Source organism: Burkholderia sp. Bp9140 (genome assembly GCF_003853425.1).
In the GTDB taxonomy this organism is placed as follows: Bacteria; Pseudomonadota; Gammaproteobacteria; order Burkholderiales; family Burkholderiaceae; genus Burkholderia.
Window position 1 is genome coordinate 16797 of record NZ_QTPQ01000042.1, and the last position, 25497, is coordinate 42293.

General features: G+C 69.9%; 25 protein-coding genes. 8 read left to right on the forward strand and 17 right to left on the reverse strand.

Annotation, left to right across the window (positions count from 1 at the left end):
- Positions 1-46 precede the first annotated feature (46 nt).
- The 4 genes from DIE21_RS29350 to DIE21_RS29365 all read right to left on the reverse strand — a co-directional run bounded on the left by DIE21_RS29350 (position 47) and on the right by DIE21_RS29365 (position 4338).
- Positions 47-499, reverse strand: coding sequence for a hypothetical protein (locus DIE21_RS29350; RefSeq protein WP_124500956.1), 453 nt, complete (start codon positions 497-499; stop codon positions 47-49).
- Positions 499-1899, reverse strand: coding sequence for a phosphatase PAP2/dual specificity phosphatase family protein (locus DIE21_RS29355; RefSeq protein WP_124500957.1), 1401 nt, complete (start codon positions 1897-1899; stop codon positions 499-501). The genes DIE21_RS29350 and DIE21_RS29355 overlap by 1 nt, the downstream gene beginning before the upstream one ends.
- The gene (locus tag DIE21_RS29360) at positions 1896-3665 is read right to left on the reverse strand and encodes a bifunctional alpha/beta hydrolase/class I SAM-dependent methyltransferase (protein ID WP_124500958.1); all 1770 of its coding nucleotides are present in this window, start codon (positions 3663-3665) and stop codon (positions 1896-1898) included. Before DIE21_RS29360 ends, DIE21_RS29355 begins: the two co-directional genes overlap by 4 nt.
- Positions 3666-3732: 67 nt before the next feature.
- Positions 3733-4338 carry a CDP-alcohol phosphatidyltransferase family protein gene (locus DIE21_RS29365; protein WP_124500959.1) on the reverse strand — a complete coding sequence of 202 codons (606 nt, stop codon included), beginning with the start codon at positions 4336-4338 and terminating at the stop codon, positions 3733-3735.
- 83 nt (positions 4339-4421) lie between these two features.
- Between DIE21_RS29365 and DIE21_RS37380 the strand changes: the two genes are divergently transcribed.
- From DIE21_RS37380 to DIE21_RS29380, 3 genes are all read left to right on the forward strand, one after another.
- A complete protein-coding gene (locus tag DIE21_RS37380; protein WP_185640614.1) occupies positions 4422-4559 on the forward strand; it encodes a hypothetical protein in 138 nt (45 codons plus the stop codon).
- A 231-nt stretch (positions 4560-4790) separates the two neighbouring features.
- A complete protein-coding gene (locus tag DIE21_RS29375; protein ID WP_124500960.1) occupies positions 4791-5423 on the forward strand; it encodes a lysophospholipid acyltransferase family protein in 633 nt (210 codons plus the stop codon).
- A 37-nt stretch (positions 5424-5460) separates the two neighbouring features.
- Positions 5461-6390, forward strand: a complete 930-nt coding sequence (locus DIE21_RS29380; RefSeq protein WP_124500961.1) for a phosphatidate cytidylyltransferase — start codon at positions 5461-5463, stop codon at positions 6388-6390.
- A gap of 51 nt (positions 6391-6441) precedes the next feature.
- Here DIE21_RS29380 and DIE21_RS29385 read toward each other — a convergent pair whose 3' ends face one another.
- The 5 genes from DIE21_RS29385 to DIE21_RS29405 form a co-directional block, all read right to left on the reverse strand.
- Entirely contained in the window at positions 6442-7290 is an 849-nt protein-coding gene (locus DIE21_RS29385; protein WP_124500962.1) for a topoisomerase IV, read from the reverse strand.
- A 100-nt stretch (positions 7291-7390) separates the two neighbouring features.
- On the reverse strand, positions 7391-9220 hold the full coding sequence (locus tag DIE21_RS29390; protein WP_124500963.1) for a methyl-accepting chemotaxis protein: 1830 nt from the start codon (positions 9218-9220) through the stop codon (positions 7391-7393).
- A 337-nt stretch (positions 9221-9557) separates the two neighbouring features.
- Positions 9558-9869, reverse strand: a complete 312-nt coding sequence (locus DIE21_RS29395) for a hypothetical protein (protein ID WP_124500964.1) — start codon at positions 9867-9869, stop codon at positions 9558-9560.
- Complete coding sequence (locus DIE21_RS29400; RefSeq protein ID WP_124500965.1) at positions 9869-11230, reverse strand: acyclic terpene utilization AtuA family protein; 1362 nt, start codon at positions 11228-11230, stop codon at positions 9869-9871. The genes DIE21_RS29395 and DIE21_RS29400 overlap by 1 nt, the downstream gene beginning before the upstream one ends.
- A gap of 37 nt (positions 11231-11267) precedes the next feature.
- Positions 11268-12566 (reverse strand): CitMHS family transporter, encoded by a 1299-nt coding sequence (locus tag DIE21_RS29405; protein WP_124500966.1) that lies wholly within the window; start codon positions 12564-12566, stop codon positions 11268-11270.
- Positions 12567-12663: 97 nt separating this feature from the next.
- On the opposite strand from DIE21_RS29405, the gene DIE21_RS29410 reads away from it, so the two are divergent.
- Positions 12664-13560, forward strand: a complete 897-nt coding sequence (locus DIE21_RS29410; protein WP_124500967.1) for a LysR family transcriptional regulator — start codon at positions 12664-12666, stop codon at positions 13558-13560.
- A gap of 40 nt (positions 13561-13600) precedes the next feature.
- Here the strand turns inward: DIE21_RS29410 and DIE21_RS29415 are convergent, their stop codons facing one another.
- Positions 13601-14194: a flavin reductase family protein gene (locus DIE21_RS29415; RefSeq protein ID WP_124500968.1), complete on the reverse strand. Its 594-nt coding sequence runs from the start codon at positions 14192-14194 to the stop codon at positions 13601-13603.
- Here DIE21_RS29415 and DIE21_RS29420 point away from each other — a divergent pair.
- The gene (locus tag DIE21_RS29420; protein WP_124500969.1) at positions 14193-14678 is read left to right on the forward strand and encodes a hypothetical protein; all 486 of its coding nucleotides are present in this window, start codon (positions 14193-14195) and stop codon (positions 14676-14678) included. The genes DIE21_RS29415 and DIE21_RS29420 overlap by 2 nt on opposite strands.
- Before the next feature lie 40 nt (positions 14679-14718).
- A complete protein-coding gene (locus DIE21_RS29425) occupies positions 14719-15948 on the forward strand; it encodes a transglycosylase SLT domain-containing protein (RefSeq protein ID WP_124500970.1) in 1230 nt (409 codons plus the stop codon).
- Between the two features lie 184 nt (positions 15949-16132).
- Here DIE21_RS29425 and DIE21_RS29430 read toward each other — a convergent pair whose 3' ends face one another.
- Together DIE21_RS29430 and DIE21_RS29435 are read right to left on the reverse strand one after the other, a co-directional pair.
- Complete coding sequence (locus DIE21_RS29430) at positions 16133-16459, reverse strand: hypothetical protein (protein WP_124500971.1); 327 nt, start codon at positions 16457-16459, stop codon at positions 16133-16135.
- Positions 16460-16579: 120 nt separating this feature from the next.
- Positions 16580-17326 (reverse strand): MipA/OmpV family protein, encoded by a 747-nt coding sequence (locus DIE21_RS29435; protein ID WP_124501007.1) that lies wholly within the window; start codon positions 17324-17326, stop codon positions 16580-16582.
- A 245-nt stretch (positions 17327-17571) separates the two neighbouring features.
- Here DIE21_RS29435 and DIE21_RS29440 point away from each other — a divergent pair, with 245 nt between their 5' ends.
- Together DIE21_RS29440 and DIE21_RS29445 are read left to right on the forward strand one after the other, a co-directional pair.
- Positions 17572-18297: a response regulator transcription factor gene (locus DIE21_RS29440; protein WP_124500972.1), complete on the forward strand. Its 726-nt coding sequence runs from the start codon at positions 17572-17574 to the stop codon at positions 18295-18297.
- Positions 18298-19698, forward strand: a complete 1401-nt coding sequence (locus DIE21_RS29445; RefSeq protein ID WP_124500973.1) for an ATP-binding protein — start codon at positions 18298-18300, stop codon at positions 19696-19698.
- A 40-nt stretch (positions 19699-19738) separates the two neighbouring features.
- Here the strand turns inward: DIE21_RS29445 and DIE21_RS29450 are convergent, their stop codons facing one another.
- The 5 genes from DIE21_RS29450 to DIE21_RS29470 all read right to left on the reverse strand — a co-directional run bounded on the left by DIE21_RS29450 (position 19739) and on the right by DIE21_RS29470 (position 25415).
- Positions 19739-20779: an iron ABC transporter permease gene (locus DIE21_RS29450; RefSeq protein ID WP_124500974.1), complete on the reverse strand. Its 1041-nt coding sequence runs from the start codon at positions 20777-20779 to the stop codon at positions 19739-19741.
- Positions 20776-21813: an ABC transporter substrate-binding protein gene (locus DIE21_RS29455; protein WP_260432560.1), complete on the reverse strand. Its 1038-nt coding sequence runs from the start codon at positions 21811-21813 to the stop codon at positions 20776-20778. The genes DIE21_RS29450 and DIE21_RS29455 overlap by 4 nt, the downstream gene beginning before the upstream one ends.
- Before the next feature lie 5 nt (positions 21814-21818).
- Positions 21819-22616, reverse strand: a complete 798-nt coding sequence (locus DIE21_RS29460; RefSeq protein ID WP_260426675.1) for an ABC transporter ATP-binding protein — start codon at positions 22614-22616, stop codon at positions 21819-21821.
- A complete protein-coding gene (locus DIE21_RS29465) occupies positions 22613-24706 on the reverse strand; it encodes a TonB-dependent siderophore receptor (RefSeq protein WP_124500975.1) in 2094 nt (697 codons plus the stop codon). Before DIE21_RS29465 ends, DIE21_RS29460 begins: the two co-directional genes overlap by 4 nt.
- Before the next feature lie 331 nt (positions 24707-25037).
- Positions 25038-25415, reverse strand: coding sequence for a nuclear transport factor 2 family protein (locus DIE21_RS29470; RefSeq protein ID WP_124500976.1), 378 nt, complete (start codon positions 25413-25415; stop codon positions 25038-25040).
- Positions 25416-25497 lie beyond the last annotated feature (82 nt).

The window sequence follows — 25497 nt, forward strand, 5'->3', positions numbered from 1 at the left end:
TGCACGACGCGTGCCGCGTCCCGCCGCCCGGGCCGCGACCGCGCGGCTAACCGACCCGCGGCAGCGCGATCGCCAGCCCGACCACGCTCCACTGCACGATCGCAACCAGCACGCCGGCACGGCACAGCCCGACCGCGCCGCGCACCCGCGCGTCGAGCGTGCGTCCGGCCTTCCCTTCATCGATCCAGCCGAGATCGGCGAGCGCCCGATCGAGCGCGGCGAGCCCGTCGTCGACCGACGCGTCGTCCGACACCGCCCGCGCCAGCGCGGCAAACAGCCGCCGGTCGATCTCGATGCGCACCGCGTACCACAGCGCGGCAATCCCCGACACGGTGCTGACCAGGGCCAGCAGCACGCGCGCGATCGTCGCCGGCGTCCAGCCCGACGCGATCCACCAGCCGGCACCGGCCGCGGCCAGCGCGGCCGCGATCGCCCACGCGCCCGCGTCGAGCGCACCGCGCGCGGCGGCGATCCGGAACGGGGCGGACGGGTCGCGCATCACGCCCCTCCCGTCACGCGGCGCCGGTCGATCCAGTCCTGCAGCACGGCCACGGCGTCGTTCGACCAGACCGCGCGCGGCCGCACCGCCCATACCGCCGCGAGCGCGTCGCGCGCGTCGCCGAGCCCGCGCCGCGCGGCAAGCCAGGCGGCCGCGCACAACACGCTGCGCCCGTAGCCGAGCGCGCAGCAGACCAGCACGTCGCGCCCTTCGGCATGCAGGCGTTCGAGTGCCGCGACGGCCGCCGCGAGCTGCGCGGAGGTTGGCGCGACGAGGTCGAGCTGCGGCACCGCCGCATACGCGAACGACGCGTCGGCCGCGGCCCAGCGCGGCATCTCGGCCGTCAGGTCGACGAGCGCGGTGAAACCGTGGCGCCGCATGTCGCGCGTGGTCGGCGCACGGCCGATCGACACGCGTTCGTCGATCCGCACCGGCGCCGGCTGCCGGAACGTCCACAGCCGCGAATTGACGAACGCGCCGGCGATCGTCGGTGCGAGCAGCCAGCGGATGAACACGGGGATGCGGCCCGCGTCGTCCTTCTGGAACGCACCGGGCGCCCCGCGCCGGTAGATCCACGCGACGCACGCGAGCGCCAGCGCGCCCCACCCGGCCGCCAGCGCCCAGCCCGGCGCACGCGACACGCAGTAAAGCGCCGCGAGCGCGACCAGCGCCGCGCCGAGCGCGTAGCGGCGCGCCAGCGCGCGGCCGGCGGCGGACGGCGAGCCCGCGGCACCCGGCAGCCGCCCCGCCGCGTCGCGCAACGGAAACAGGAACAGCGCCAGACAGCCGACGGCCGCGCCGGTCGGCACGTCGATCGCGTGATGCTGGTAGGTCGTCAGGACCGACACGCCGATCGCCGCGAACCACGGATGCAGCACGATGCGCGCGGCCGTGCCGCGCAGATGCTTTGCATAGACGGCCCACAGCACGACGAGCAGGCCGATGTGCAGCGACGGCGCCTGGTTGAACGGCTTGTCGAACCCCATCAGCAGCGTGAACAGCGCGCCGGCCGCGCCGAGCGCATCGGGGCGCTCGAAGCCGAAGCGCAGCGGCCACGCGATGAAGCACGCGACCGACACCAGCTGCACCGTCAACAGCCGCTTCACGTGATCGAGCAGATCGTCGCGGCGGGTCCAGAAGAAGAACGACAGCGCGTACAGCAGGTCGATCGACCAGTACGGCACGATGCTCCACGGCACGAACGGAATCGCGTGCTCCCAGCCGAACGCGAAGGTCGGCACCACCGCACGGCGCGCGGCGAGCCAGTTCGCGAAGCCGTAGGTGGAAAAGAACACGGCGCCCATCGCCGCGAGCCAGCCGACGCGCAGCGCGAACGACGCGTCGCGCGCGCCGGCCGCAGGCTCGGCGAGACCGTCCGCGCCGCCGCCGAGCGCGCTCATGACGCGTCGACCCGCTGCGCGAGACTGACCGTGAAGATGCCCATCTCGTCGATGCGCTGGTCGAGCTTGCGGAAACCGGCGCGCGCGACGAGTTCGTCCATCTCGGCCTGCGAGCGGCGGCGCATCACCCAGGTCGCGTCGCCACGGTGATTGTTCAGCGCACGCGCGATGAATTCGAGCTGCGGATGCCACGGCTGCCCCGTATAGACGAGATAGCCGCCGGGCGGCACCGCCTGCGCGAGCCCGCGCAGCGAGCGCTCGATCAACGCGTTCTCGCCGAACAGTTCATACAGCCCCGACACGATCGCGAGCGTCGGGCGCGGCTCGAGCGTCGCGAGCGACGCCTCGTCGAACGCGTCGCCGCGCTCGAAGCGCGCGATCGGCTCGAGGCCGCGCTGCGCGATCAGCACGCGCCCGGCCTCGACGTTCGGCGGGCTGTAGTCGCGCAGCGTGATGTCGTCGGGCGCCGCGCCGTCGCGTTCGGCGGCCGTCGCGATCGCGTCGAGCACGTAGCGTCCGTGCCCGGCCGCGATGTCGACGATCCGAACCGGTTCGCCGCGGCCGCGCAGCCGGCCGATCGCCGCGCCGATCAGCTCCTGCAGATGCACCTTGCGCTGACGGATGCCGACCCAGCCCGGCGAATCCAGATAGGTGCGGTCGATCAGCGCGCCGACGCCGAGCCGGCCCTGTGCGCGGTTGCGGTACACGTAGTCGAGCGTCGAACCCGAATCGAAGCCGAGCCGCAGCCCGAGCGCGATGCCGTCCGACAGCGCGCCGCCGGCCTTCAGGCCCGCCCGCGTGATCGCCCAGTACGCACGCGCGAACGGGTTCGCGGGCGGCCGGCCGAGCGCCGCGTATTCGTCGTGGAACGCGCCGCGCCGGTCGGCGTCGGCGAGCGACACGCGCGGGCTCGGCATATCGAACTCGCGCAGCACGAACGTGCGCAGCGGCGCGAGCGCCTGCGCGCGGTCGCGCTCGCCGAGCGTGTCGTGATAGAAGCCGGGCAGCACGATGCGCTCCTTGCGCGCGGCGCCGAGCCGCTCGAAGAAGCGGTCCTGCGGGCCGCGATGCACGACCCAGTCGGCGCCCGAAATCAACAGCTGCGTCGGCACCGTGATCGCGGCCGCATCGGCGACGATCCGCTTCGCGGTGTCGTGCAGGTCGAGCAGCATGTTGACGGCGATCGGCCGCGTGATCAGCGGATCGGCCGCATAGCTCGCGATCCGTTCGGGGTCGTGGGTGAGGAATTTCGGCTTGACGTAGCTGTTCACGTAGAACAGTCCACGCAGCTTGTGCATCAGCCGCAGCCCCGGCCGCGCGAACGGCACGTAGAGCTTGATGTGGAACGCGGGCGACGCGACCACGAGGCAGCGGATCGGCGGGGCGTAATCGTGTACCCAGGTAGCCGCGAGCACCGCGCCGACGCTCTGCCCGACCACGGCCATGTCCTCGATCGCGATGCCGTGCGTGTCGCGGATATGCTCGACGAAGGTCTGCAGGTCGCGCACCGACGCGGCCGCGCTCGGGCTGTAGCCGCGCGCGCCGGGCGAGCGGCCGTGGCCGCGCGCATCCCACGCGAAGAACGCGAAGTCCGGCAGGCCGAGCTCGTCGACGAGGTGCGCGACGCGCGCCGAATGTTCGTGGCCGCGATGCAGCAGCACGATCGCGCCGCGGCAGCGCGGGCCCGTCGCGGGCCAGTGACGATAGAACAGCGTTTCGCCGTCGTGCGTGATGAAGTCGGCCTCGCGGGCCGTGCGTGCGTTCATGCGTTTCTCTCGTCTCGTTATTCGAATCATGCGGCGCCGCCCTCCGGCACCGGTCCATCCAGGGCCGTCAGCCGCCCGCTTCGGCGACGCCGGCCTGCACGCGCCGCACCACCGTCACGATCGACAGCACGATCAGCACGCGCCACAGCCATGCGGCGACGCTGCCGACCGGCAGACCGAAGCCGATCCACAGCGCGAACGCGCCGAGCGCAAGCGCGCGGTCGCTCTTGCCGAACGGGCCGTCGTAGCGGCGCGTCGCGCCGGCGAGCGGGCCGATCAGCCCCGCGCATTCGACGATCACCGCCGTCAGCGCGAACAGCCAGACGTCGGCCGGCGCGAACGCGGGAATCGCGAGGAACGGCAGCACGAGCGCGACATCGGACACGACGTCGCCGAGCTCGTTCAGGTATGCGCCGAGCGTGCTCTTCTGCCCGTGTTCCCGCGCGAGCATGCCGTCGATCGCGTTGAGCGCCATCCGCACGAACAGCCAGATCGGGATCAGCAGGAACAGCACGCGGGCGAACACGCCGAGCCCGGCGAGCGCGCCGACGACGATCGAGCCGCCGGCCGCGAGCAGCGTGACCTGGTTGGCGGTGACGCCGCGTTCGGCAAGCGAATCCGCGAACGGACGCAGACGGTTCTGGAATTTCGGTTTGAGTGCGTAGAGGCTCATCGTTTTATTGGTTCGTCACGTTCGGACACGTTTCCAGCCGCCATGCCCCGGGCGGCGCAACCGCCAGCGGCGGTTTTCGACAGGTGGTCGTCATCGTCGCCGAGCGGCCCCGACGCGTCAAGCCGCGCCCCGCTTCGGCCGCGCCGCGCAATCTGGCGTTTTTGACGGAAACTCGCGATAATCCGCTGGCCCGTGAGCGCAGCAACGCATTCGAACTGTGACCGGGCGCTCGTGCAACAGCCGATTATCACGCCGCCGACCGGCGCATTCGCCGCGACGCAAAATACGCGAGCGAATCGTCCGATTATCGCGGCCCTGCGACAGGCAGCCACGAATTTGAAAAAACTTGAACAATGGCCGTCTGGCGCGCATCCTGCCGCGCCGGCATTCCGGGATTCCGCCCGCCGCGCATGCGCGGCTGCGCGGGCATGCAGGCAGGAGGCGCGACGCCGATGAACATCCTGAACGTCTGGCAGCGCGATTTCCTGCTGTCGATCGTGCGGCTCGTCGCCGGTGCGTATCCGGTCTGGCATCAGGCGCCGCCGTCGCCGACGCAGAAGATCTACTTCTCGAACCACACGAGCCATATCGACACGCTCGCGATCCTCGCCGCACTGCCGCGCGACGTGCGCGCGGTCGTGCGGCCGGTCGCGGCACGCGACTACTGGGACAGCAGCGACCTGAAGCGCCACATCGCGCAGAAGCTGCTGAACGTCGTGCTGATCGACCGTCACCGTGAAAGCGGCGGCGACCCGTTGGGCCCGGTGCGCGACGCCCTGCGGCAAGGCCACTCGATCATCATCTTCCCGGAAGGCACGCGCGGCGCCGACGTGTTGCCGCAACCGTTCAAGAGCGGCCTGTTCCATCTCGCGACCGAGTTTCCGCACGTCGCGCTGGCACCCGTCTACCTCGAGAACCTGCAGCGCATCATGCCGAAGGGCGCGATCTGGCCCGTGCCGCTGATCTGCAAGGTGCACTTCGGCGCGAACGACGCGCTCGGCGCCGGCGAAGACAAGCCGACCTTCCTCGCCCGCATGCGCGACGCGATCGTCGCGCTCGCGCCGCCGCAGCGGCCGGCCGGCTGAACGCGGCGCCCCCCCTCTCCCTTTTCCGGACTTCTTCATGCGAATTCTCTTCTGGGAACTGGTCGCGGGCGTCACCGGCGTGCTGCTGCTCGCGACCGTGATCGGCGCGATCCTCGGCGCGCGCAGCGGCGGCACCAGCGCGACCATCGTCAACCTGAACCAGCGCATCCGCGCGTGGTGGGCGATGATCGCGATCATGGTCATCGCGATCAGCCTCGGCAACAACGTCACGTATCTGGTGTTCGCGCTGCTGTCTTACCTGACGCTGCGCGAATTCATCACGCTCACGCCGACGACCGCAAGCGACCACACGACGCTGTTCATCGCGTTCTTCATCGCGATTCCGGTGCAGTACCTGCTGCTCGGGATCAACTGGTACGGCATGTACTCGATCTTCGTGCCGGTGCACCTGTTCTTCGCGATGTCGCTGGTGTCGGCGCTCACGCAGGACACGCGTGAATTCCTGAGCCGCAACGCGAAGATCAACTGGGCGCTGATGGTGTGCGTGTACGGGCTGAGCCACGCGCCGGCCGTGCTGATCCTCGACATTCCGCGCTACGCGGGGCAGAACGCACTGCTGCTGTTCTTCTTCCTGTTCGTCGTGCAGGTCAGCGACGTGCTGCAGTATGTGGTCGGCAAATTGTTCGGGCGGCGCAAGATCGCGCCGCGGCTGTCGCCGTCGAAGACGGTCGAAGGCTTCATCGGCGGCGGCCTGCTCGCGACGCTGTGCGGCGCGTCGCTGTATCGCGTGACGCCGTTCAGCTTCGGCGCGGCGTTCGGGATCTCGCTCGCGATCGTGATCGCGGGCTTCGTCGGCGGCCTCGTGCTGTCGGCCGTGAAGCGCTCGCTCGGCACCAAGGACTGGGGCTCGATGATCGCGGGCCACGGCGGGATGCTCGATCGCGTCGATTCGATCTGCTTCGCGGCGCCGGTGTTCTTCCACCTCGTGCGCTACCTGTACGTGTGAGGTGCGGGCGGCGCAACGCCGCCCGGTTTCGCGGTTCCGCGCGCGAACCGCTCAATACCCTTCGCGCACGGCCTTCGGCACGATGTAGCGGCCGCGCGCCGCGTCGAACTTCACCGTATGGCGCGCGTGAATCGCGCGATCGCCACGCTTGCCGGTTTCGGTCACGATCAGCGGATAGACGCCATCGCCCGCGCGCGTGTCCGGCGCGATCGCGAAGCGGCGTTCCTCGCAGCGCGCCGGATCGTTCGCGCATTCGGTCGATTCCGCATTGTCGAGCGCTTCGTCGATGCGCGCCGCCGCCAGCACCAGCGCGTCGCCGTACGGCAGCCAGATCGAGCGGATGCTTTGCGTATAGCCTTGCCGCGAATCGCTGTCGCCGATGACGAAACCGAACAGGTGCGGCCCGAGCCGCTGGATGCTCACCGTGCCCGGCTCGCCGCGCCCGCCGGACGCGATGCCCGTCTTCTTCAGCGCCGCTTCGAGCGTCGTCCCGTCCTGCGACGGCCGAAGCACGTACAGGTCGATCGCGCCCGACGTGGCATCGGAATCCATCCCCGGCATCCCGTTCTGCACGGCGTCCTCGGTCTCGCCGCACATCGCGAGCAGCGTGCGCGGGCCGTCGGCCGTCGCGACGCGCAGCGATCCGCACGGCGCATAGACGAAATCGCCCGCGTCCGACTGCCAGCCCTTGCGATCGGCACGCCACTTGCCGTAGGTGTCGCGGATGAAACTTTGCAGCTGGCGGTCGGGATGCGTCGGCTCGGCGGCATGGGCAGGCGATACCGCGGCGAGCGCGGTGAACACCGCGAGGGCGGACAGTGCGGCCAGCGTTGCCGCGAACCGGCGCCCGCGCCCGGCCTCGCCATTCGTGCAGCCCGGCGTAACGATCTCGTTCTTCATTCCAGGATCCGGTCGATGCGCGCGGCCCCTGCCGCACGCGCGGGCCGATGCCCGCGAGCCCGTAGCGTACACGCACGCCGCGGCCCCGGCGCGCGCCGCATCACGCCGGCGCCATATCGGCCGTTTGCGGACGCGCAAGCTTGAATTCGCCGACCGTTTGCGCGAGCTGCGCCGCCTGCTCGCGCAACAGCGCCGCGGCCGCGGCGGACTCCTCGACGAGCGCCGCGTTCTGCTGCGTCGAGTGATCGAGCTGCGACACCGCCTGGTTCACCTGCGCGAGACCCGTGCTCTGCTCGTTCGCCGCAACCGTCATTTCCGCGATCACGCTTGTAATGCCGCGCACGCCCTCGACGATCTCGTCCATCGTGGCGCCCGCCGTGTGCACGAGTTCCGACCCGCCCTCGATCTTGTCGACGGACGCCTGGATCAGCTGCTTGATTTCCTTGGCGGCCTGCGCGCTGCGTTGCGCGAGCGTGCGCACCTCGCCCGCGACGACCGCGAAGCCGCGCCCGTGCTCGTTCGCGCGCGCCGCCTCGACGGCCGCATTCAACGCGAGGATGTTGGTCTGGAACGCGATGCCGTCGATCACGCCGATGATGTTCGAGATTTCGTTCGAGGCCGCCGTGATCTCGCCCATCGTCGCGACCACCTGGCTCACCACCTCGCCGCCGCGCATCGCGACGCCCGACGCCGATTCCGCGAGCCGGTTCACCTGCGTCGCCGCATCGGCCGAGTTGCGCGCCGTGCCGGCAATCTCCTCGAGCGCTGCCGCGGTTTCCTGCAGGCTCGACGCCGCATGCTCGGTCCGGCTCGACAGGTCCTGGTTGCCCTGTGCGATCTCCGCGCTCGCCACGCTCACGGATTCACTGAACCCGCGGATCTGCAGCAGGATCGCCGAAATCTTTTCCGCAAACAGGTTGAACGCGCGCGCGATCTGCGCAGCCTCGTCGTTGCCGTCCGCCCGCAACCGCTTCGTCAGGTCGCCGCTCCCGCTCGCGACGTCGGTCAGCGCATCGCGCACCAGCAGCACGCGCTTGAATGCCGCATTCGTCAGCGCGCCGACGAGCGCGGCCGCGATACAGGCCACGATGACGATGGCCACGAGCGTCGTCGTCGCGACGGCGCGCATGCCGGCCGTCACGTCCGACCGGTCGAGCGCCATCACGAGCGACCAGTCCGTACCGGCGATCGGTTGCGCGCGCAGCAGCTTGGTCACGCCGTCCATCGCGATCGCCACCGGCTCGGTCGCGCTCTGCAGGCCGGTGAGACGCTCGGGCGTCAGTTCCGGTGACAGCTGCGTGGCGGGTTTCATGATCAGGTCGGTCTTCCCGCCCGCGATGAGACGCCCGCCGCGGTCGACGAGAAACGCGAAACTCGCCGGCGTCGGGTGCATCGACGCGACGATTGCGCTTGCGCGTTCCATGTAGAGACTCGCCGCCAGCACGCCCTTCAGCGCGCCGCCGCGCATGATCGGCACCGCGAATGCAAACGCCGGCTTGCCGGTCGACGCGTCCTGGTACAGCGCGGTGACGACGAGCCGGCCGGCCTCGACCGCCTGCTTGTACCACGGGCGCGCGGTCGGATCGTAACCGGACGCGAGCGGGATGTTCGAGAACGCCGTGCGGTCCGGCAGGCCGAGCGTCAGCACCTGGAACCCGCCCGACTTGCCGAGCAGCGTCAGTGCCGGCAGCGGATCGCCTTCGCCGATCGCCAGCGTATCCGCAAGCGCCTGCGTCTGCTGGGCGCGGCCGGCGACCCACTCGTCGATCGCCAGCGCGTGGCCGGCCAGGACCGACCGCAGGTTCTGGTCGATGGTCTCGTCGTTGTGTCGCTTGACAACCTCGTACACGAGGCCACCGGTGACGGCGAGTGCCGTGACGACGATGGCGACGCAGGTTGCCACGATCCGGGCGCGAATTGATGACAGCATGATGACGGCGATCTCCGGTTGCGCGTTGTTATCGAACAGTCAAATGAGTACGCAACCGGATTTAACGACCGGTCGCGACGCAACTTGAGGTTCGACTGGTCAGACCATGCAAAAAAACCGTGATGCACCGGCAGCGGGCGCGCCGATCGATACCCCCGAAGGGTTAATGCACCGGCGGGATGGGAAACGCGCCGCGGCGAGGCGAGGCGAGGCGAGGCGCGGCGCGGCGCGGCAGATCCTCGCCGGCGAACGCGTCGCGCACGCGGACGGTCGCCGCGAACTGCTGATTCCGTAACCGTGATCACGCGCCCCGCCGGCGACGCGCACCGTCACGTCGTCACGCCGGGTCGGGCACGTCGATCGCCAGCAGCGCGGAGCTGACCGACTTGCCGTGCGCGTCGAGTGCGAGCGAACGCGTGACGCCGCCGCCGAGCGCATCGCGCAGCACGAAGTTGAACGCGGCGAGCGCAGGCAGTTCGTAGCGCACGACGTCGCCGTGCACGATGCCCGCGAGCCATGCCTTCACCGCCGGCGCATCGAGATGTGCGCGCAGGTGTTCATAGTGACGCGGATCGCGGCAGATGACCGACACGTTCAGCGTATTGCCCTTGTCGCCGGTGCGCGCATGCGCCAGTTCACGCAGGTGCATCAGGCCTCCACGAATGAAAACGACGGCGCCACGGCCGCGCGCGGCAGCAGCACCGACTGCACCGCGATCACCTCGCGCGTCGACTTGAACGCACCGCCGCCGCCGGCCGGCCCGTTCGTATAAAGCGTCTCGACTTCGTTGCCGATCCGCTCGGCTTCGGCCGCACTCGCCGCACGGCAGGCGACCCGCACGCGGACTTCGGCCGGCTCGCCGCGCACGGCGGGCCTCGCGTCGCCATACAGCGAGTCGACGCCGATCAGATCGAAGCGCAACTCGGTCGCGGCCACGCCGGTCAGCGCGAGCCGCTCGCGGACGATGTCGAGCGCGAGCCGCGCGCGCGCCAGCGCCCCCGGCCCGCCGTAGGAGATCTGTCCTTCGCCGATATGGCCGTCGACGTATGCGACCGACACCTTCAGCGTATCCGTGCGCGCGGTGCCGCGCCCGCCCGTCACGCGCACGCGGTCCGGTGCCTCCTCCGTGACGGCCACGCGCGTGAAATCCGCGACGACGTCGGGCTGCAGGTAGCGCGCCGGATCATGGATCTCGTACAGCAGCTGTTCCTTGCAGGTCGCCGCGCTCACGCGGCCGCCCGCATGCGGCACCTTGGTGATCACGACCGAGCCGTCGGCCGCGACCTCGCCGATCGGGAAGCCGAGCCGCGCGAGATTCGGCACGTCCTTGTAGCCGGGGTCGGCGAAATAGCCGCCCGTCACCTGCCCCGCGCATTCGAGCAGATGGCCGACGACCGTCGCGGCCCCGAGCGTGTCCCAGTCGTCCATCCGCCAGCCGAACGCATGGATCAGCGGCGCGGCGAACAGCGACGGATCGGCGACGCGCCCGGTCAGCACGACGTCCGCGCCGGCCGCGAGCGCATCGACGATCGGCGCGGCGCCGAGATACGCGTTCGCGGACACGATGCGGTCGCGATACGCGGCGACTTCGTCGCCCGACTCCTCGAAGCAGAACGCCCCGCGCAGCACGACGTCGAGCACGTCGTCGCCTTCGACCGCCGCGACCTTCAGCCCCGCGAGGCCGAGCGACTGCGCGATCCGCGCGGTGCGCCGCGCGGCCGCGCGCGGGTTGGCCGCGCCCATGTTCGACACGATCCTCACGCGCTTGTCCGCGGCCACCGGCAGCACGGCACGCATGCGCGCGTCGAGCAGCGGATCGTAGCCGAGCGACGGATCCTTGCGCCGCGCCTGCTGCGCGATCGCGATCGTGCGCTCGGCCAGGCATTCGAAGACGAGATAGTCCAGCTGCCCGTGTTCGGCCAGTTCGACCGCCGGCTCGATCCGGTCGCCCGAGTAGCCGGCGCCCGCGCCGATGCGCACGCGCCGTTCGTGTGGTGGCTTTGCTGTCATGTCCGTACCGTCATCCGGCGCGCCGCGCCGGGAGAGATCAAAAAACGCCCAGCACGACGCACGCGATCGTCATCACGATCGAGGCGCCGAACAGCAGCGGGAACGTGAATTTCTGGTGCTCGGCCAGCTCGATCCCGCACAGGCCGACGACGAGGAACGTCGCGGGCGTCAGCGGGCTGACCGGAAACCCGGTCGTCATCTGGCCGAGCAGCGCGGCCTGCCCGACCTGCACGGCCGGCACGCCGAGCTGGCCGGCCACTTCCGCGATCACCGGCAGCACGCCGAAGTAGAACGAATCGGGATCGAACAGCATGCTGAGCGGCATCGACGCGAAGCCGAGCGCGACCGGGATGTGGCCGGCCATCGACGGCGGCACGAAGCCGACCGCCGCCTGCGCCATCGCCTTCAGCATCCCGCTGCCCTGCATGACCCCGGTGAACACGCCGGCCGCGAGCAGGATGCCGGCCATCATCAGCGCCGCGCGCGCATGCGCGTCGATGCGCTTTCGCTGCATGTCGACGTCCGGGTAGTTCACCAGCAGCGCGACGCACAGCCCGACCATGAACATGATCGCGGGCGGGATCTTCTCGCCCATCACGACCATCGTGCCGAGCACGACGAGCGTCAGCACCAGGTTGAACCAGAACAGGTGCGGCCGGCGCAGCGCCTGCTCGTCGGGTGTCAGCTCGCGTTTGGGCAGCGGGATCGACGCATCGTCGCGCGACAGGCCGAGCCGCTTCTCCTCGCGCCGCCCGAGCCAGTATGCGACGCCGAACACGAACACGAGCCCGATCGCCTGCACCGGAATCAGCGGATTGAACAACGCCGACACCGGCAGGTGCAGCGATGCCGACGCACGGATCATCGGCCCCGTCCACGGCAGGAAGTTGATCCCCGCGGCCATCGACACCGCGGCGGCCAGCACGCGCCGGTCCATCTTCAGGCGGTCGTACAGCGGCAGCACCGCGGGAATCGTCACGAGAAAGCAGACGGCGCCCGAGCCATCGAGGTGGATCAGCAGCGCGAGCAGCGTCGTGCCCATCACGATCCGCGTGGGCCGCGTGCCGACCGCGCGCAGGATGCGGTCGATGATCGGGTCGAGCGTGCCGGCGTCGGTGATCGTCCCGAAATAGAGGATCGCGAACACGAACATCCCGACGACGGGCGCGAGGCCCTTCAGCCCGTCGATCACGAATTTGCTCGTGTGCAGCCCGAAGCCGCCGATCAGCGACGCCGCGATCGGCACGATGATCAGCGCGACGAGCGGCGACATGCGTTTCGACAGAATCGCGGCCAGCAGCACGACGATCGTGCCCAGCCCGAGTAACGGCAGCATCCGTGTCTCCTACCTTGTCTTTTGTTGGAGACGAGCGTAAGGTCGGCGCAGCGATAGCACAATTGAAATGATTTGATCGCAGCAATCACAAACCGTTATGGATCTGAACCTTCGCGACATTCGCGCGTTCGTCACCGTCGCGCACGCCGGCAACTTCACGCGCGCGGCCGCGCGGCTGCACCTGTCGCAGCCGGCGCTGACCGTGCAGATCCGGCGGCTCGAGGACATCGTCGGCGCGCGGCTGTTCGACCGCAACAGCCGCAGCGTCGCGCTCACGCAGACCGGGCGCGAGCTGCTGCCGCTGCTGCAGCGCGCGCTCGACGACATGGAGCGCGTGCTGCGCGATGCGCGCGCGCTCGGCGAAGGCGCGAGCGGCACGGTACGGCTCGCGTGCCTGCCGACCTTCGCATCCAGCCTGCTGCCGGAGCTGATCCAGTCGTTCCGGCGCGACGTGCCGCGCGCGGGGTTCGACATTCGCGACGGCGTCGCGAGCCTCGTCACCGCGCTGGTGCGCAACGAGGAAGCCGATCTCGGATTGACGGGCGGCGACGCGTTCGATGCATCGCTGGAGGTGCTGTATGCGGGCGCCGACCGGCTCGTCGCCGTGTGCCCGAAGGATCATCCGCTCGCGCGCAAGCGGCGCGTGCGTACCGCCGACGTCGCCGCCGTGCCGCTCGTGCTGACCGCGCAGGGCACGAGCGTGCGCAGCGTCGTCGATGCCGCGCTGGACGCGGCCGGCTGCACGCCCGACATCGCGTGCGAACCGACCTACATGATGACGGCCGTCGCGATGGTGCGCGGCGGCCTCGGCGTGACGATCCTGCCGGCAACCGCGCGCGAGGTGCGCGCCGAGCCCGACCTCGTCGCGAAGCCGATCGACGACCCCGCGTTCGTGCGGCCGATCGCGCTCGTCGCGAAGCGCGGGCGCACGCTGTCGCGCGTCGCGCAGGCGTTCGCCGACGTGATGCTCGCGGAATTGAAAAAGCGCGCGTGAGCCGCGCGCCTGGAACGGCGGCCGACAACCGGCCGGCTGCTTACTGCGGGTCCGGCTGGCCCGGATCGACGTGCAGCGACTCGCCGATCGCGTAGAAGTTGCCGCCCGCGATGTAGTGCAGGCTGCGCAGCGCCGGATCGGCCGATTCGAAATACCAGTGACCGTCGCGGAACACGCGCGTGTCGGACCACGCGCCGACCACCTCGCCGATGAACAGGTCGTAGGTCTGCTGGTTGTGCGGCTCGGGAATCAGCTTGCACGCGAGCCAGCCGGAGCAGCCGGCGACGAACGGCAGGTCATGGCCTTCGACGTCGAACAGCGTGACGCCCGCGTCGCGCAGCTTGTCGGGCCGCTCGGCGAGACTGTGACTGCCGACCGCATGCGTGAGCTGCAGTTGCGCGGCCGTCGGCACCTGGATCACGAACGTGCCGCTGCGCTCGACGAGCTCGCGCGTCTTCGCGGACTTGTCGAGCACGACCGTCAGCTTCGGCGGCAGGAAATCGAGCGCGCAGGCCCACGCGGCGGCCATCACGTTGTCGACGCCGTCGTGGCGGGCCGACACGAGCACGGTCGGGCCGTGGTTGAGGAGACGGTAGGCTTTCTTCAGCTCCACCGGAGCGATGTGACTGTCCATGCGAGTTTCCCTGGTGAGCGGCGCGATGCGCGCCGGCCGAAGGCCGCATTCTCGCACTCCGCGCCGATCGCCGCCGACGCTGCGCAAGGCTGCGCGTGTCGCCCTGGGCGGCCGGCTGCGTGCGGTGTCGCGCGGCTGGTCGGCCGGAATCGCATGGCGGATTCCGGATGGCGGATTCATCGACACCGCGGCTGCGGCCGCCGTCATCGTTTCCGGGCTGCACACCGGCGCCCGCGCCGTTTTCCCTCCCATTGCTGCGCGATTCATTACCGTATTCGCGGCGCAACTGACGCGTGGCGTCAGTATTGCGACTGCGATTGGCACCAGCTTCCGCGCGAGAATCAGCCTTTTTTACCGATTCGATTGCGTCGCGCTGCGATACCGACGCCAGGGAAAATGCCCGACAAGCGCGCGGGCAAATGCAAAGGAAAGTTTGACGCCAGCCATTTGCCTGCGCGCTATGGCACACTTCGCGTCTGCGTAATTTCCTTGCACCGGGCGGCCGGATTCCGCCCCATCCTGCCATGCCGCGTCAGACTGCCCGTTCGATCAGCCACGCCACGCCGAAGATCGCCGCGACGATCGCGCTGTCGTGCGCGCTGCACGGGCTCGCGCGGGCCGACTGCCTCGACGACGCGGCCACGTTCCAGAAGGTGAGCGTGAGCCTGCTGCGCGGCATCGCGCAGGTCGAATCGGGGATGAATCCGAACGCCGTCAACACCAACACGAACGGCACCGTCGACATCGGCCTGATGCAGATCAACAGCACCTGGCTGCCGACGCTCGCGCGCGAAGGCATCACGCGGGAAAGCCTGTTCGATGCGTGCACCAACGCGTACGTCGGCGCGTGGATCCTGTCGCAGAACATCCGCCAGCTCGGCGCCAACTGGACCGCGATCGGCGCGTACAACGCCGCGTCGCCCGACAAGCGCCTCGCGTATGCCCGCAAGGTCTATGATGCAATCCGGACCATGCCGGATTCGCCGGATACTCCCATGCCCATCCTTCCGCCCTCCTTCACGCCGCCACAGCAGGTGCAGGCGTATAACCCGTTCGCGAGCCTGAGCGTGCCGGCGCCGCCGGTCACGCGTGCCCGCACGCTCGCGCCGGCCGCACCGCCGCCGCAGCCGCAAGGCGGGCCTGCCGGCCCGGCCGGCACGTACAACTTCGGCTGGACCGTCACGGGCGCCGACCAGGCCAAGCCGACCCAGGTGTTCGACGACGGCGCGCGGATCTACGTGCAGTTCAGCGACATGAAGCATGTGCCGGCGATCTTCACCGAAACGTCGTCGGGCCGCGTGCTGATGTCGTGGGAGCTGCAGTTCCCGTATGCCGTTCTGACGCGTCCCGCGCAAACGTTGATCTTCCAGCTCGGGCCGTTCGAAGCGCGCGCGCAGCGTGGCGCGGCGGGCACGATGATGCAGGCGGGGGCTGGAGCGGCAGCGGGAACGCAGCGTTCGGGCGCGGCGCCGGCAACGGCTGCCGCGGCACCCGCATCGAAACAGCCCGCGCATGCACCGGCGAAGCGTACGGCTTCGGCCGATGCACTGTGGTATGTGAATACGCCGTCGACGTCGGGATCGGCATCGACCGCGAGCACCGCGAATACGCCGACGACATCCAGCGCGCCCGCCACGTGGCCCACCGCGGTGACGTCGTCGAACACGCCGCCTGCCGCCTCGGCCCAGGCACCGGCCGCGGCGACACCGGCCACGCGCGTCAGCACCGACGCGCTCTGGTATATCTCGAAGTAACGGGCGCGCGCAGGGGTTCGCCAGCCGCCGCCGCCGCGTTCACTTCGTCACGGTCGGCGCAAGTTCGGGCGTGTTCATATCGTCCGCCCATGGCAGGTCGGCCCTGCCGTTCACGCTGAAATGCACGCGCAGTCGCACGACGTCGACGATTCCGGCTGCGGGATCGCCCCATCGGCACAACCCGTCACCCGCGCCGCACCCAGATCACCTTGCCGTCGCGCATGCCGAGATCGCGGCGCTCCTGCCGGTAATCCATCGTGCCCGGCAACGACTTGCCGTCGCGCTCGAGCACGCGCCACAGGCAGCCGTCGAGCAGCGCGGCCGCATCGGCCTCGGTCTTGCCGATCAGCGCGTCGTCCGGCACAGCGTCCGCCTGGCACGCAGGCGCGGCGTTCGGCGCGGCGCCGCCGGCAGTGGCGTTGGGGTGCTTCACGTTCATGTCCGCACATCCTGCAAAGGTTGCGCTCGCAACGAGTGCGACGAGCATCGCGATCGTGTTCGTGTTCTTCATCGGTTTCCCCCTGTCGCGGCCCGGCGTGCTGCCGGCCCCGCCTGCATGTTACCGCACGCAATGCGCGGCGAACGCGCAACGCCGACGCATCGCGTGCGGCATGCGCGCGCCGGCGCCCATTCAGAATTTGTAGGTCGCGCCGGCCATCCCGTAGTAGTTGCTGTGAGACTGGACGATCGGGCTGTCGCCGTGGCGCCCAAGCAACCGCGCCACGCCACCCGTCGCGAGCACCGACCAGTGCCGCGACAGGTTCCAGTGCCACGCGACCGACATCGTCGCGCTGTCGATCCCGCCGCGCGTCGAATACGGCCGGAAGCGGCTCGTCATCGACTGTGCATCGGTCACGCCGTAGAACGTCTGCGCGTAGCGACCGGTGCCGGCATGCACGCTGCCCGTCACGACGATCTCGTGCTGCGCGGTCTTGAACACCGGCACCGCGAGATCGACGTGCCCCGACACGCCGCGCGACGTATGCGTCACCGGCGTGTCGACCGTGACGCTCAGTTCGGCCGCGTCGAACAGCGTCACACCTGCCCGCACGCCGACGAGCACCGAACCCGGAATCCGGCCCATCCCCTTCAGGTAGTCCGAACCCGGCAGGTCGAAGCGGTTCTCGTCCGCGCGGCCCGGATCGTAGCTCACCGCCGCCGACACGAACGCACCATGCGGCAGATCCAGCCGGTAGCCGGCCCCTTCCGCACTGTCGATGAAGAAGCCGTTGCCGAATTTCGCGGAAAACCCCGGCGCCACGACGCCGCGATACTGGTTGCTCCCCTGGTAGCGCGGCGCGAACCCGCCGCCGAGCGAAATCGAATACTGGTTTTCCGCGTGGGCGGCGGCGGCAAGGGTCAGGCCGGCAAGCGGCACGCAATAGCGGGAGCGGCGAACGGTTGAGCGCACGATATTCAGACAAGAGTGACGGAGCCCGAAGTCTAGGTGCCGCCATGCGCCGGGACTGTCCGGAATCTGCGGGGAATCTGTGCTCAATTGTGTTCGATTGTTCGCGATTGTCGTCCTGCTGCCCGGGCCGCCGGAACGCCGGATAGAATTTGCATGCCGTGCCGCGCATCCGCCTGCCGGGTGCAGGACGACACGCGCGTATCGAGGAGACCATGTACGACAACCCGCTCAAATACCGTGTGCTGCTGATCGAGGACGACGACCGCCTCGCGCAGCTCGTGCGCGAATACCTCGACAACTATGAATTCGCGGTAACGGTCGTGCGGAGCGGCGACCTGGCCGTCGCGGCGGTACGCGAGCACCAGCCCGCGCTCGTGATACTCGACCTGATGCTGCCGAATCTCGACGGGATGGAAGTGTGCCGGCGCATTCGCGCCTTCACCAACGTCCCGGTGCTGATTCTCACCGCGCGCGCGGACGTCTACGACCAGGTCGCGGGCCTCGAAACCGGCGCCGACGACTACGTGACGAAGCCGATCGAGCCGCGCGTGCTGGTGGCGCGCGCCCGCGCGCTGCTGCGCCGCGCACAACCGGCCGCGACCGAAACACCCGCCGCCGCGCCCGACGCGCTGGTATTCGGCGAACTGACGATCTCGCCGCCGAACCGCACCGTCACGTGGCGCGGCGAACCGGTCGATCTGAAGACCGCCGAATTCAACCTGCTGCTGATCCTCGCGCGCGCGGCCGGCACCGTGCTGAGCCGCGACGACATCCTGAAGCAGTTGCGCGGGATCGAGTTCGACGGGCTCGACCGCTCGGTCGATTCCGGCATCTCGAAGCTGCGCCGCCGTTTCGAGGATGCGTCGTCGGAGCCGCACAAGATCAAGACGATCTGGGGCCGCGGCTACCTGTTCAGCCCTTCCGCGTGGGACGAATAAATGCTGCGCCCGTTGATCAGGCTGTACCTCGTCGTGATCCTGTGCGTCGCCGGATCGATCATGTTCATTCAGTTGTCGTTCGACCGGATCTTCTATGATCGCGTCGCGCAAGCGCAGCGCGATTCGCTGACAACCTACGCGTTCGTGCTGAACGATTATCTGGAACGCCATCCGGGCGCGCAGCGCATGCTCGCGCTGCGCGAACTCGCGAAGCACGGCAACGAGGGATTCGGCTTCGTGACGATGGCCGATGCCCGCGCGCAATTGAGCGGCACGCCGCTGCGCGATCTCGACGCCGGCCGGATCGCGATCAGCTACGACGGCAAGGACTACTACATGCCGCTCGCAGACGGCTCCGTTCTGCATGCGCGCCCGACCGAGGCAGCCGATCTCGACATCAAGATTTACGCCTACTTGCTGCTCGCGCTCGCCGCGCTGTTCGCGGTCGTGCTGTGGATCTCGTACCACTGGCGCGACCTGCGCAAGCTGCAGGCCGCCGCCCACGCGTTCGGCGCGGGCAACCTGTCGACGCGTGTGAGGCTGTCCGGCCGCTCGAACATCTATGAGCTGTCGCAGCAGTTCAACGACATGGCCGAGCGGATCGAGGCATCGATCAAGCAGCAGCGCGAGATGATGCACGGGATCTCGCACGAGCTGAAGACGCCGCTCGCACGCCTCGAATTCGGGCTCGCGCTGCTCGCCGACTCCGACGAGAGCGGCCGGACACGCGAACGCCGCGACGAACTGCGGCGCGACGTGCGCGAACTCGACGACCTGGTGACCGAATTGCTGACGATCGGGCGGCTCGAACAAGGCGCAAGCGAACTCGCGCCGATGGACGTCATCGTCGAGGCGTTGATCGACAGCGTCGCCGGCAACGTCGCGAACGACGTCGCCGATTGTGGCATCACGCTCGGCGTGTCGACGGCCGGCGCACCCGCCACTCACGTGTGCGATCCGAAACTCGTCGCACGCGCGCTGCTGAACCTGATCCGCAACGGCGCACGCTATGCGGCGCGCACGGTCCTGCTGTCCGCGACGCACGATGCGTCCGGCGCACTGGTGCTGAGCGTCGACGACGACGGCCCCGGCATTCCGGTCGCCGAACGCGCGCGCGTGTTCGAACCGTTCCAGCGGCTCGATTCGAGCCGCGACCGGCAGACCGGCGGGTTCGGTCTCGGGCTCGCGATCGTGCGGCGCGTTGCGCTCGTGCACGGCGGCAACGTGCGGCTCGAGGATTCGCCGCTCGGCGGCGCACGCTTCGTGATTTCGCTGCCGGCGCGAACCCTGCCGGACTTCCTGGGCGACGCGCAGGCAAGTGCGGCACGCGGCCGGTGCGGCGTCGCCCGCGCGGCTTCATCGCTTCGACAAGCGGTTGCGCGGCCGCGCGACGACACATGATGTGCCGCCCCCCGCTCGCCCGCTGCGCACCGCCGGCCGCTCAGCGCCGGCGCAACAGCGCGACGAAGAACAGGCTGCCGAACAGCGCGGTCACGATGCCGATCGGCAAATCCTCCGGCGCCGCGAGCGAGCGTGCGGCGACGTCGGCCCACACGAGCAGGATCGCGCCCGTCAGCGCGGCGACCGGCAGCAGCCGGCCGTGCTCGGCGCCCACGACGCGGCGGCACAGATGCGGCGTCACGAGCCCGATGAAGCCGATCGCGCCGCTCACCGCGACCATCGCACCGGTCGCGAACGACGCGACGACGAACACCTCACGCCGCATCCGGCCGCCCGACACGCCGAGCGCGGCGGCCGCGACGTCGCCCGACATCAGCGCATTCAGCTCGCGCCGCCGCGCATGGAGCGCGCCGCCCGCGAGCACCGCGCACATGGCCGGCACCGGCAGCAGGTCCCAGCGCGCGAGCCCGACGCCGCCGAGCATCCAGAACAGCACCGACGACGCGGCGCGCTGGTCGCCCAGATACAGCAGCAGGTTGCCGAACGCGGCCATCATGAACGACACGGACACGCCGGCGAGCAGCAGCCGGTCGGAGTCGAGCCGGCCGCGCCGGTACGCGAGCGCGACGACACACCCGGTCGCGGCCAGCGCACCCGCGAACGCGGCGGCCGACAGCGTGAACGGGCCCAATGCGGCGCCGGCCACCATCGTGACCGCAACGGCGCCGAGCATCGCGCCCGCGCTCACGCCGAGCAGGTGCGGATCGGCGAGACGGTTCGCGGTCGCCGCCTGCAGCGCGACGCCGACCGCCGCGAGCGTCGCGCCGACGATCGCGGCGAGCAGCGCGCGCGGCATCCGGATCAGCCAGACGATGCTGTCGTCGCCCGTGCCGGTTGCGAACGAAGCGGCCGCGCCGAACGCGGACGCGACGTGCGCTGCGACGATCCGCACCGCGACCGGCATCGCGATCGGCGCGGGGCCGAACGCGGCGGACACGACGATCGATACCGCCAGCAGCGCCGTCAACAACGGCAGCATCACGCGCGGGCCAAGCCGCGGCGCCCCGCCCCGCCCGCTCATCGCGACGGCCCGGCGAACGCGGCCGGATACAGTGCGCGCGCCAGCGCCTCGACGGCCGCGACGTTCTCGGGGCCCGGCGTCGCCGCGTCGTACGGAATCACGACGAAGCGCCGGTCGCGGATCGCGGCGACGCGTGCGAGCGCCGGCTGGCTCAGCAGGAACTGCTGCTTCTGCGCGGCCGTCACGGCCGAGTAGTCGACGATCACGATCGCCTGCGGATCGCGCGCGACCACGCTTTCCCAGCTGACCTGCGTCCAGCTGCGCGGCAGGTCGTCCATCACGTTGCGCGCGCCGGCCGCGGCGAGCAGCGCGCTCGGCATCGCGAGCCCGCCCGCGGTCATCGGCTTGTCGGTGCCGCTGTCATAGACGAACACGCGCAGCGGCGCGGGACGTCCGATCGCGCGCGCCACCGCCGCGAGACGCGCGCGCATGCCGGCGACGACCTGCGCGGCGCGCGCGTCGACACCGAAGATCCGGCCGAGATTGGTCAGGTCGCGAAACATGTCGTCGAACGACGCGGGCGGCCGCTTCATCACGTGCGAGCACGACTCGGTCAGCTCATACGTGCGGATGCCGAACGGTGCGAGCGTCGCCGGCGTTACCGCGCCACCGACGTGCATCCCGTAGTTCCAGCCGGCGAGATAGAAGTCCGCGCGCGCGGCCGCCAGCACCTCGAGCGACGGATACTGCGCGGCCAGTTCCGGCACGCCGCGCAGCGCGTCGCGCACGCGCGCGGTGCCGGTCTTCCAGCCGCCGATACCGGTATAGCCGACGAGGCGGTCCTTCAGGCCGAGCACGAGCATCATCTCGGTCAGGTTCACGTCGTTGCTCACCGCGCGCGTCGGTGCGCGCTCGAACGTCAGGTCGCGATCGCAGCTGCGCACGGTAACGGGATAGGCGCCGGCATGCGCCGCCGCGCAGCCGAGCACGGCGGCGGCGACCAGTCGGCGGCGAAACAGGCGAGGAAACAGGCAAGGAAACGGGCGGGAAAGCGACGAGCGCCACGATCGGCGGCATGAAGCGGAAAACGGCATGACGGTCATTCCGGATGAAGCGGCGTGATGCGCGGCCGGCCCGTGACCGGATGGCGATCGACGAGCGCGGCGACGCCGAACACGTCGCGCAGCAGCGCATCGGTCAGCACGTCGGACGGCGCGCCGGACGCGACGACGCGCCCGTGCGCGAGCACATGAAGCCGGTCGCAGTACGCGGCCGCGAGATTGAGGTCGTGAATCGTCGCGAGCGTGGCGATGCCGAGGCGCCGCACGCGCGCGAGCAGTTCGAGCTGGTGACGCAGGTCGAGGTGGTTGGTCGGCTCGTCGAGCAGTAGCAGCTCGGGCTGCTGGGCAAGTGCACGCGCCAGCAGCGCGCGCTGCTTCTCGCCGCCCGACAGCGACGCGAAGCGTTGCGCGCGGCGCTCGACGAGACCGACATCGCGCAACGCGGCCTCGACGATCCGGCGATCGTCGGCGCTCTCCGCATCGAATGCGCGCTGGTGCGGCGTACGCCCCATGCCGACCAGTTCGTCGACCGTCAGCCCGAAGTCGTCGGGCGTCTCCTGCAGCAGCACCGCAACGCGCTGCGCGAGCGCGCGCGGTCGCATCCGCCACACGTCCTGCGCATCGAGCGAGACGCGGCCCGCGTCGGGCCGCGCATAACGGAACACGCAGCGCAACAGGCTCGTCTTGCCGCTGCCGTTCGGGCCGACGAGACCGACGAACTCCCCTTCGGCGACGGTGAGCGTCACCGAGTCGAGCACGGCGAGCGCGCCGTCGGGCGACCAGCTCACGCGCTCGATATCGAGCATGTGCATCACGGGCGTCACGCTGCTCGTCATCGGAAGCGCATCGTCGCGACGAGCTCCGCCGCGCGCGACGGGGCGAGCAGCCATTGCTCGCCGCCGTTCGAGGTCGTCACCGCATAGGTGCGGTTCGCGAGGTTGCGCAGGTAGAGTGCCAACTCGGTGCGCGAGCTTGGCTGCCAGCGCAGCGACGCGTCGAACACCGTATACGACGGTACCTTGAGCCGGTTCGCATCGTCGCCGTACGTCGCGCCGACGTAGCGCACGCCCGCATTCGCCTGCCAGCGCTCGGCGAACGCCCAGCCGAGCCACAGGTTCGCCGTCTGCTGCGGCACGCCGGTCGGCACGTTGCCCGCACGCGATACCGTGGTAGCGCCCACTTGCTGGTCGAATTCGTCGTAACGCGCGTGCAGCAATGCGACGTTCGCATCGAGCGTCACGCCGTACGGCAGCCGTGCGCCGCCCGTCAGCTCGACACCGCGCGACGATTGCCGGCCGACCTGCCGGCGCAGCGCCGGATTGAACGGATCGGTGCTCAACAGGTTCCGCTTCGTGATCTCGTACGCGGCGAGCGTCCAGTATGCGCGGCCGCCGAACAGCGACTGCTTGACGCCCGCTTCCCATTGCTCGCCGGTCGCGAGCCGGTAGCCGATCTGCGAGGCCGACAACGTGACGAGCGAGCCGACACCCTCCGCGCCGGTCGTGTACTGCGCGTACGCGGTGAGCGCCGGCGCGATCTCGAACACGAAGCCGGTGCGCCAGCCGACGTTCGCGAAGCGCTTGTCGAAGCCCGCGCCGGTGGCCGCCTGCTCGCGGCTGAATGCAATGTGGTCGTAACGCAGCCCGCTCACCCACGCAAGCCGCGGCAGCACCTCGAGGCGGTTCTCCGCGAACATCGCGACCTGGTTCGCGCGCGTGCTGAACTGCGGCACCGTCGGATCGTCGCTCGCGAATATGCCGGGGTCGAAGCCGTGCGCGGGAACCGTCGATTCGCCGCCGTACGGCGCATTGTTGGTGCCGGTGAACGTGATGCGGCTGAACTCGGCGCCGACGACGAAACGGTTCGCGCGGCCGAACAGCGTGCCGTCGAACCGCGCGCTCAGCCGGTCGCCGAGCTGCCGCTGGTGGTGACCGATGTCGAGATAGTCGCCGCGCGTGACGCGCCCCGTGCCGGGATCGAGCACATACGCTTCCGCGTTGCGCCAGTGGCGGTTCGACGTCAGGTAGTAGAGCTGATTGTCGATCGTCACGCCCGGCGCGGGGCGGTAGCGCGCGGACAGGCGCGTCCACTGGTCGTAGTACGCGATCGACGCATCGCCGACGTTGTAGTTCAGCTTGCGCAGCGACGGATCGAGCAAGCCGTTCGGTGCGGGCACGCCATAGTACGTCTGCGGCATCTGGCGGCCGTAGTCGTAATCGAGCGTCAGCGCGAAGCGCGGGCTCACGTCGAGCCTCAGCGCGCCGCCGAGCGCGCTCGTGTGCGTATCGGCCCGTTCCGCGAGGCCGTTCGCACGCGCATCGCTCACGTAGAAGCGGTACGACAGCTGCGGCCCGAGCGCGCCCGTCGTATCGAACGCGACGCGCTTCGCGCCGTCGGCGCCCACGCCGACCTGCAGCGTCGTCTCGCGCGTGCGCTGCGGCCGCTTCGGCACGACGTTGACGACGCCGCCGATCGCGCCCTCCCCGTACAGCACCGACGCGGGGCCGCGCAGCACCTCGATGCGCTCGACCGATCGCGTATCGAACGGAAACGTGATCGTGCCGGCCGCCGGCAAGAGCCGCACGCCGTCGAGCAGCGTCATCACCGATTCCTGCCCGCTGAAGCCGCGCACGCTCAATGCCGTGCCGCCCGTGCCGGGCGCCATCGCGCTCGCGAAGCCCGCGGCGCGCGTCACCGCATCGAGCACCGTGCGATCGCCGCGCGCGTCGATCATGTCGGCCGTGACCGTCTCGACGCTCGCGGGCGTGTCGAGGCTCGCGAGCCCGAGCCGCGAACCCGTTTCGAGCGGCTGCATGAGCGGGTCGGCCTCGGCCGCTGGCGCAGTGACGCTGATCGCCGGTAGCGCGTGCCGGTCCTCAGGCGCCGGCGTGACCGCTTCCGCGGCGAGCGCGCCGGAGCTCGCCACCGCACAACCCAGCAGCGTCGTGCACCCTCGTGCGGCACATGCGCGCCAGCCCCCGTGGTTGCGGTCCGATGCCGGATGGCGTCGGTCGCGCCGCGCCGGTCTGTTCCTGGTTTTCGTCACTTCGTATCGATCTTCGCGTGGCTTCGCCGCGATCAGCCATGCCCGACAAATCAGGCTGGCCCCGGCGAAAACGTCAGATGATACAATATATCACTTGAATCGTCGGGATTTTGTCAGGTTGCGCGCGGGATGGCGGCGGTGCTGCCCGATGCACTCCGCGCGCGGCCCGATCGCGGGTAGCAACGCGCGGGCACCTCGGCGCCGCCGTCGCTCACCCGCCGACCTTGAACGCCGGAAGCTGCTGGGCCAGCCGCGCGCCCATTTCCGCGCCGAGCGCCTGCAGCGCATTGAACGGCCGGATCATCACCTCGAATTCGACGATCCGTCCGTCGACGTCGAAGCGGATCATGTCGATCCCCTTCAGCCGCTTGTCCCCGAGCGTCGCGCTGAATTCCAGCACGACGCTCGTGCCGTCGTCGGCGGCGAACTGGCGATGGTATTCGACGTTCTCCAGGATCGTGAGTACCGTGCGCAGCGCCAGCAGCAGCGCGGGCGCCGGTCCGTACGGCTTGAACGCCATCGGCGAGCGGAACACGGCGTCCGGATGAACGATCGTGTCGAGCTCGCCCAGATCCTTGCGCGCGATCATCGTGTGCCACCCAATTCATGCAACAACGCCATTCACGCGTGTGGCGCGCTCACGTCCTACTCGGTGCAGGCTCAATTCATCC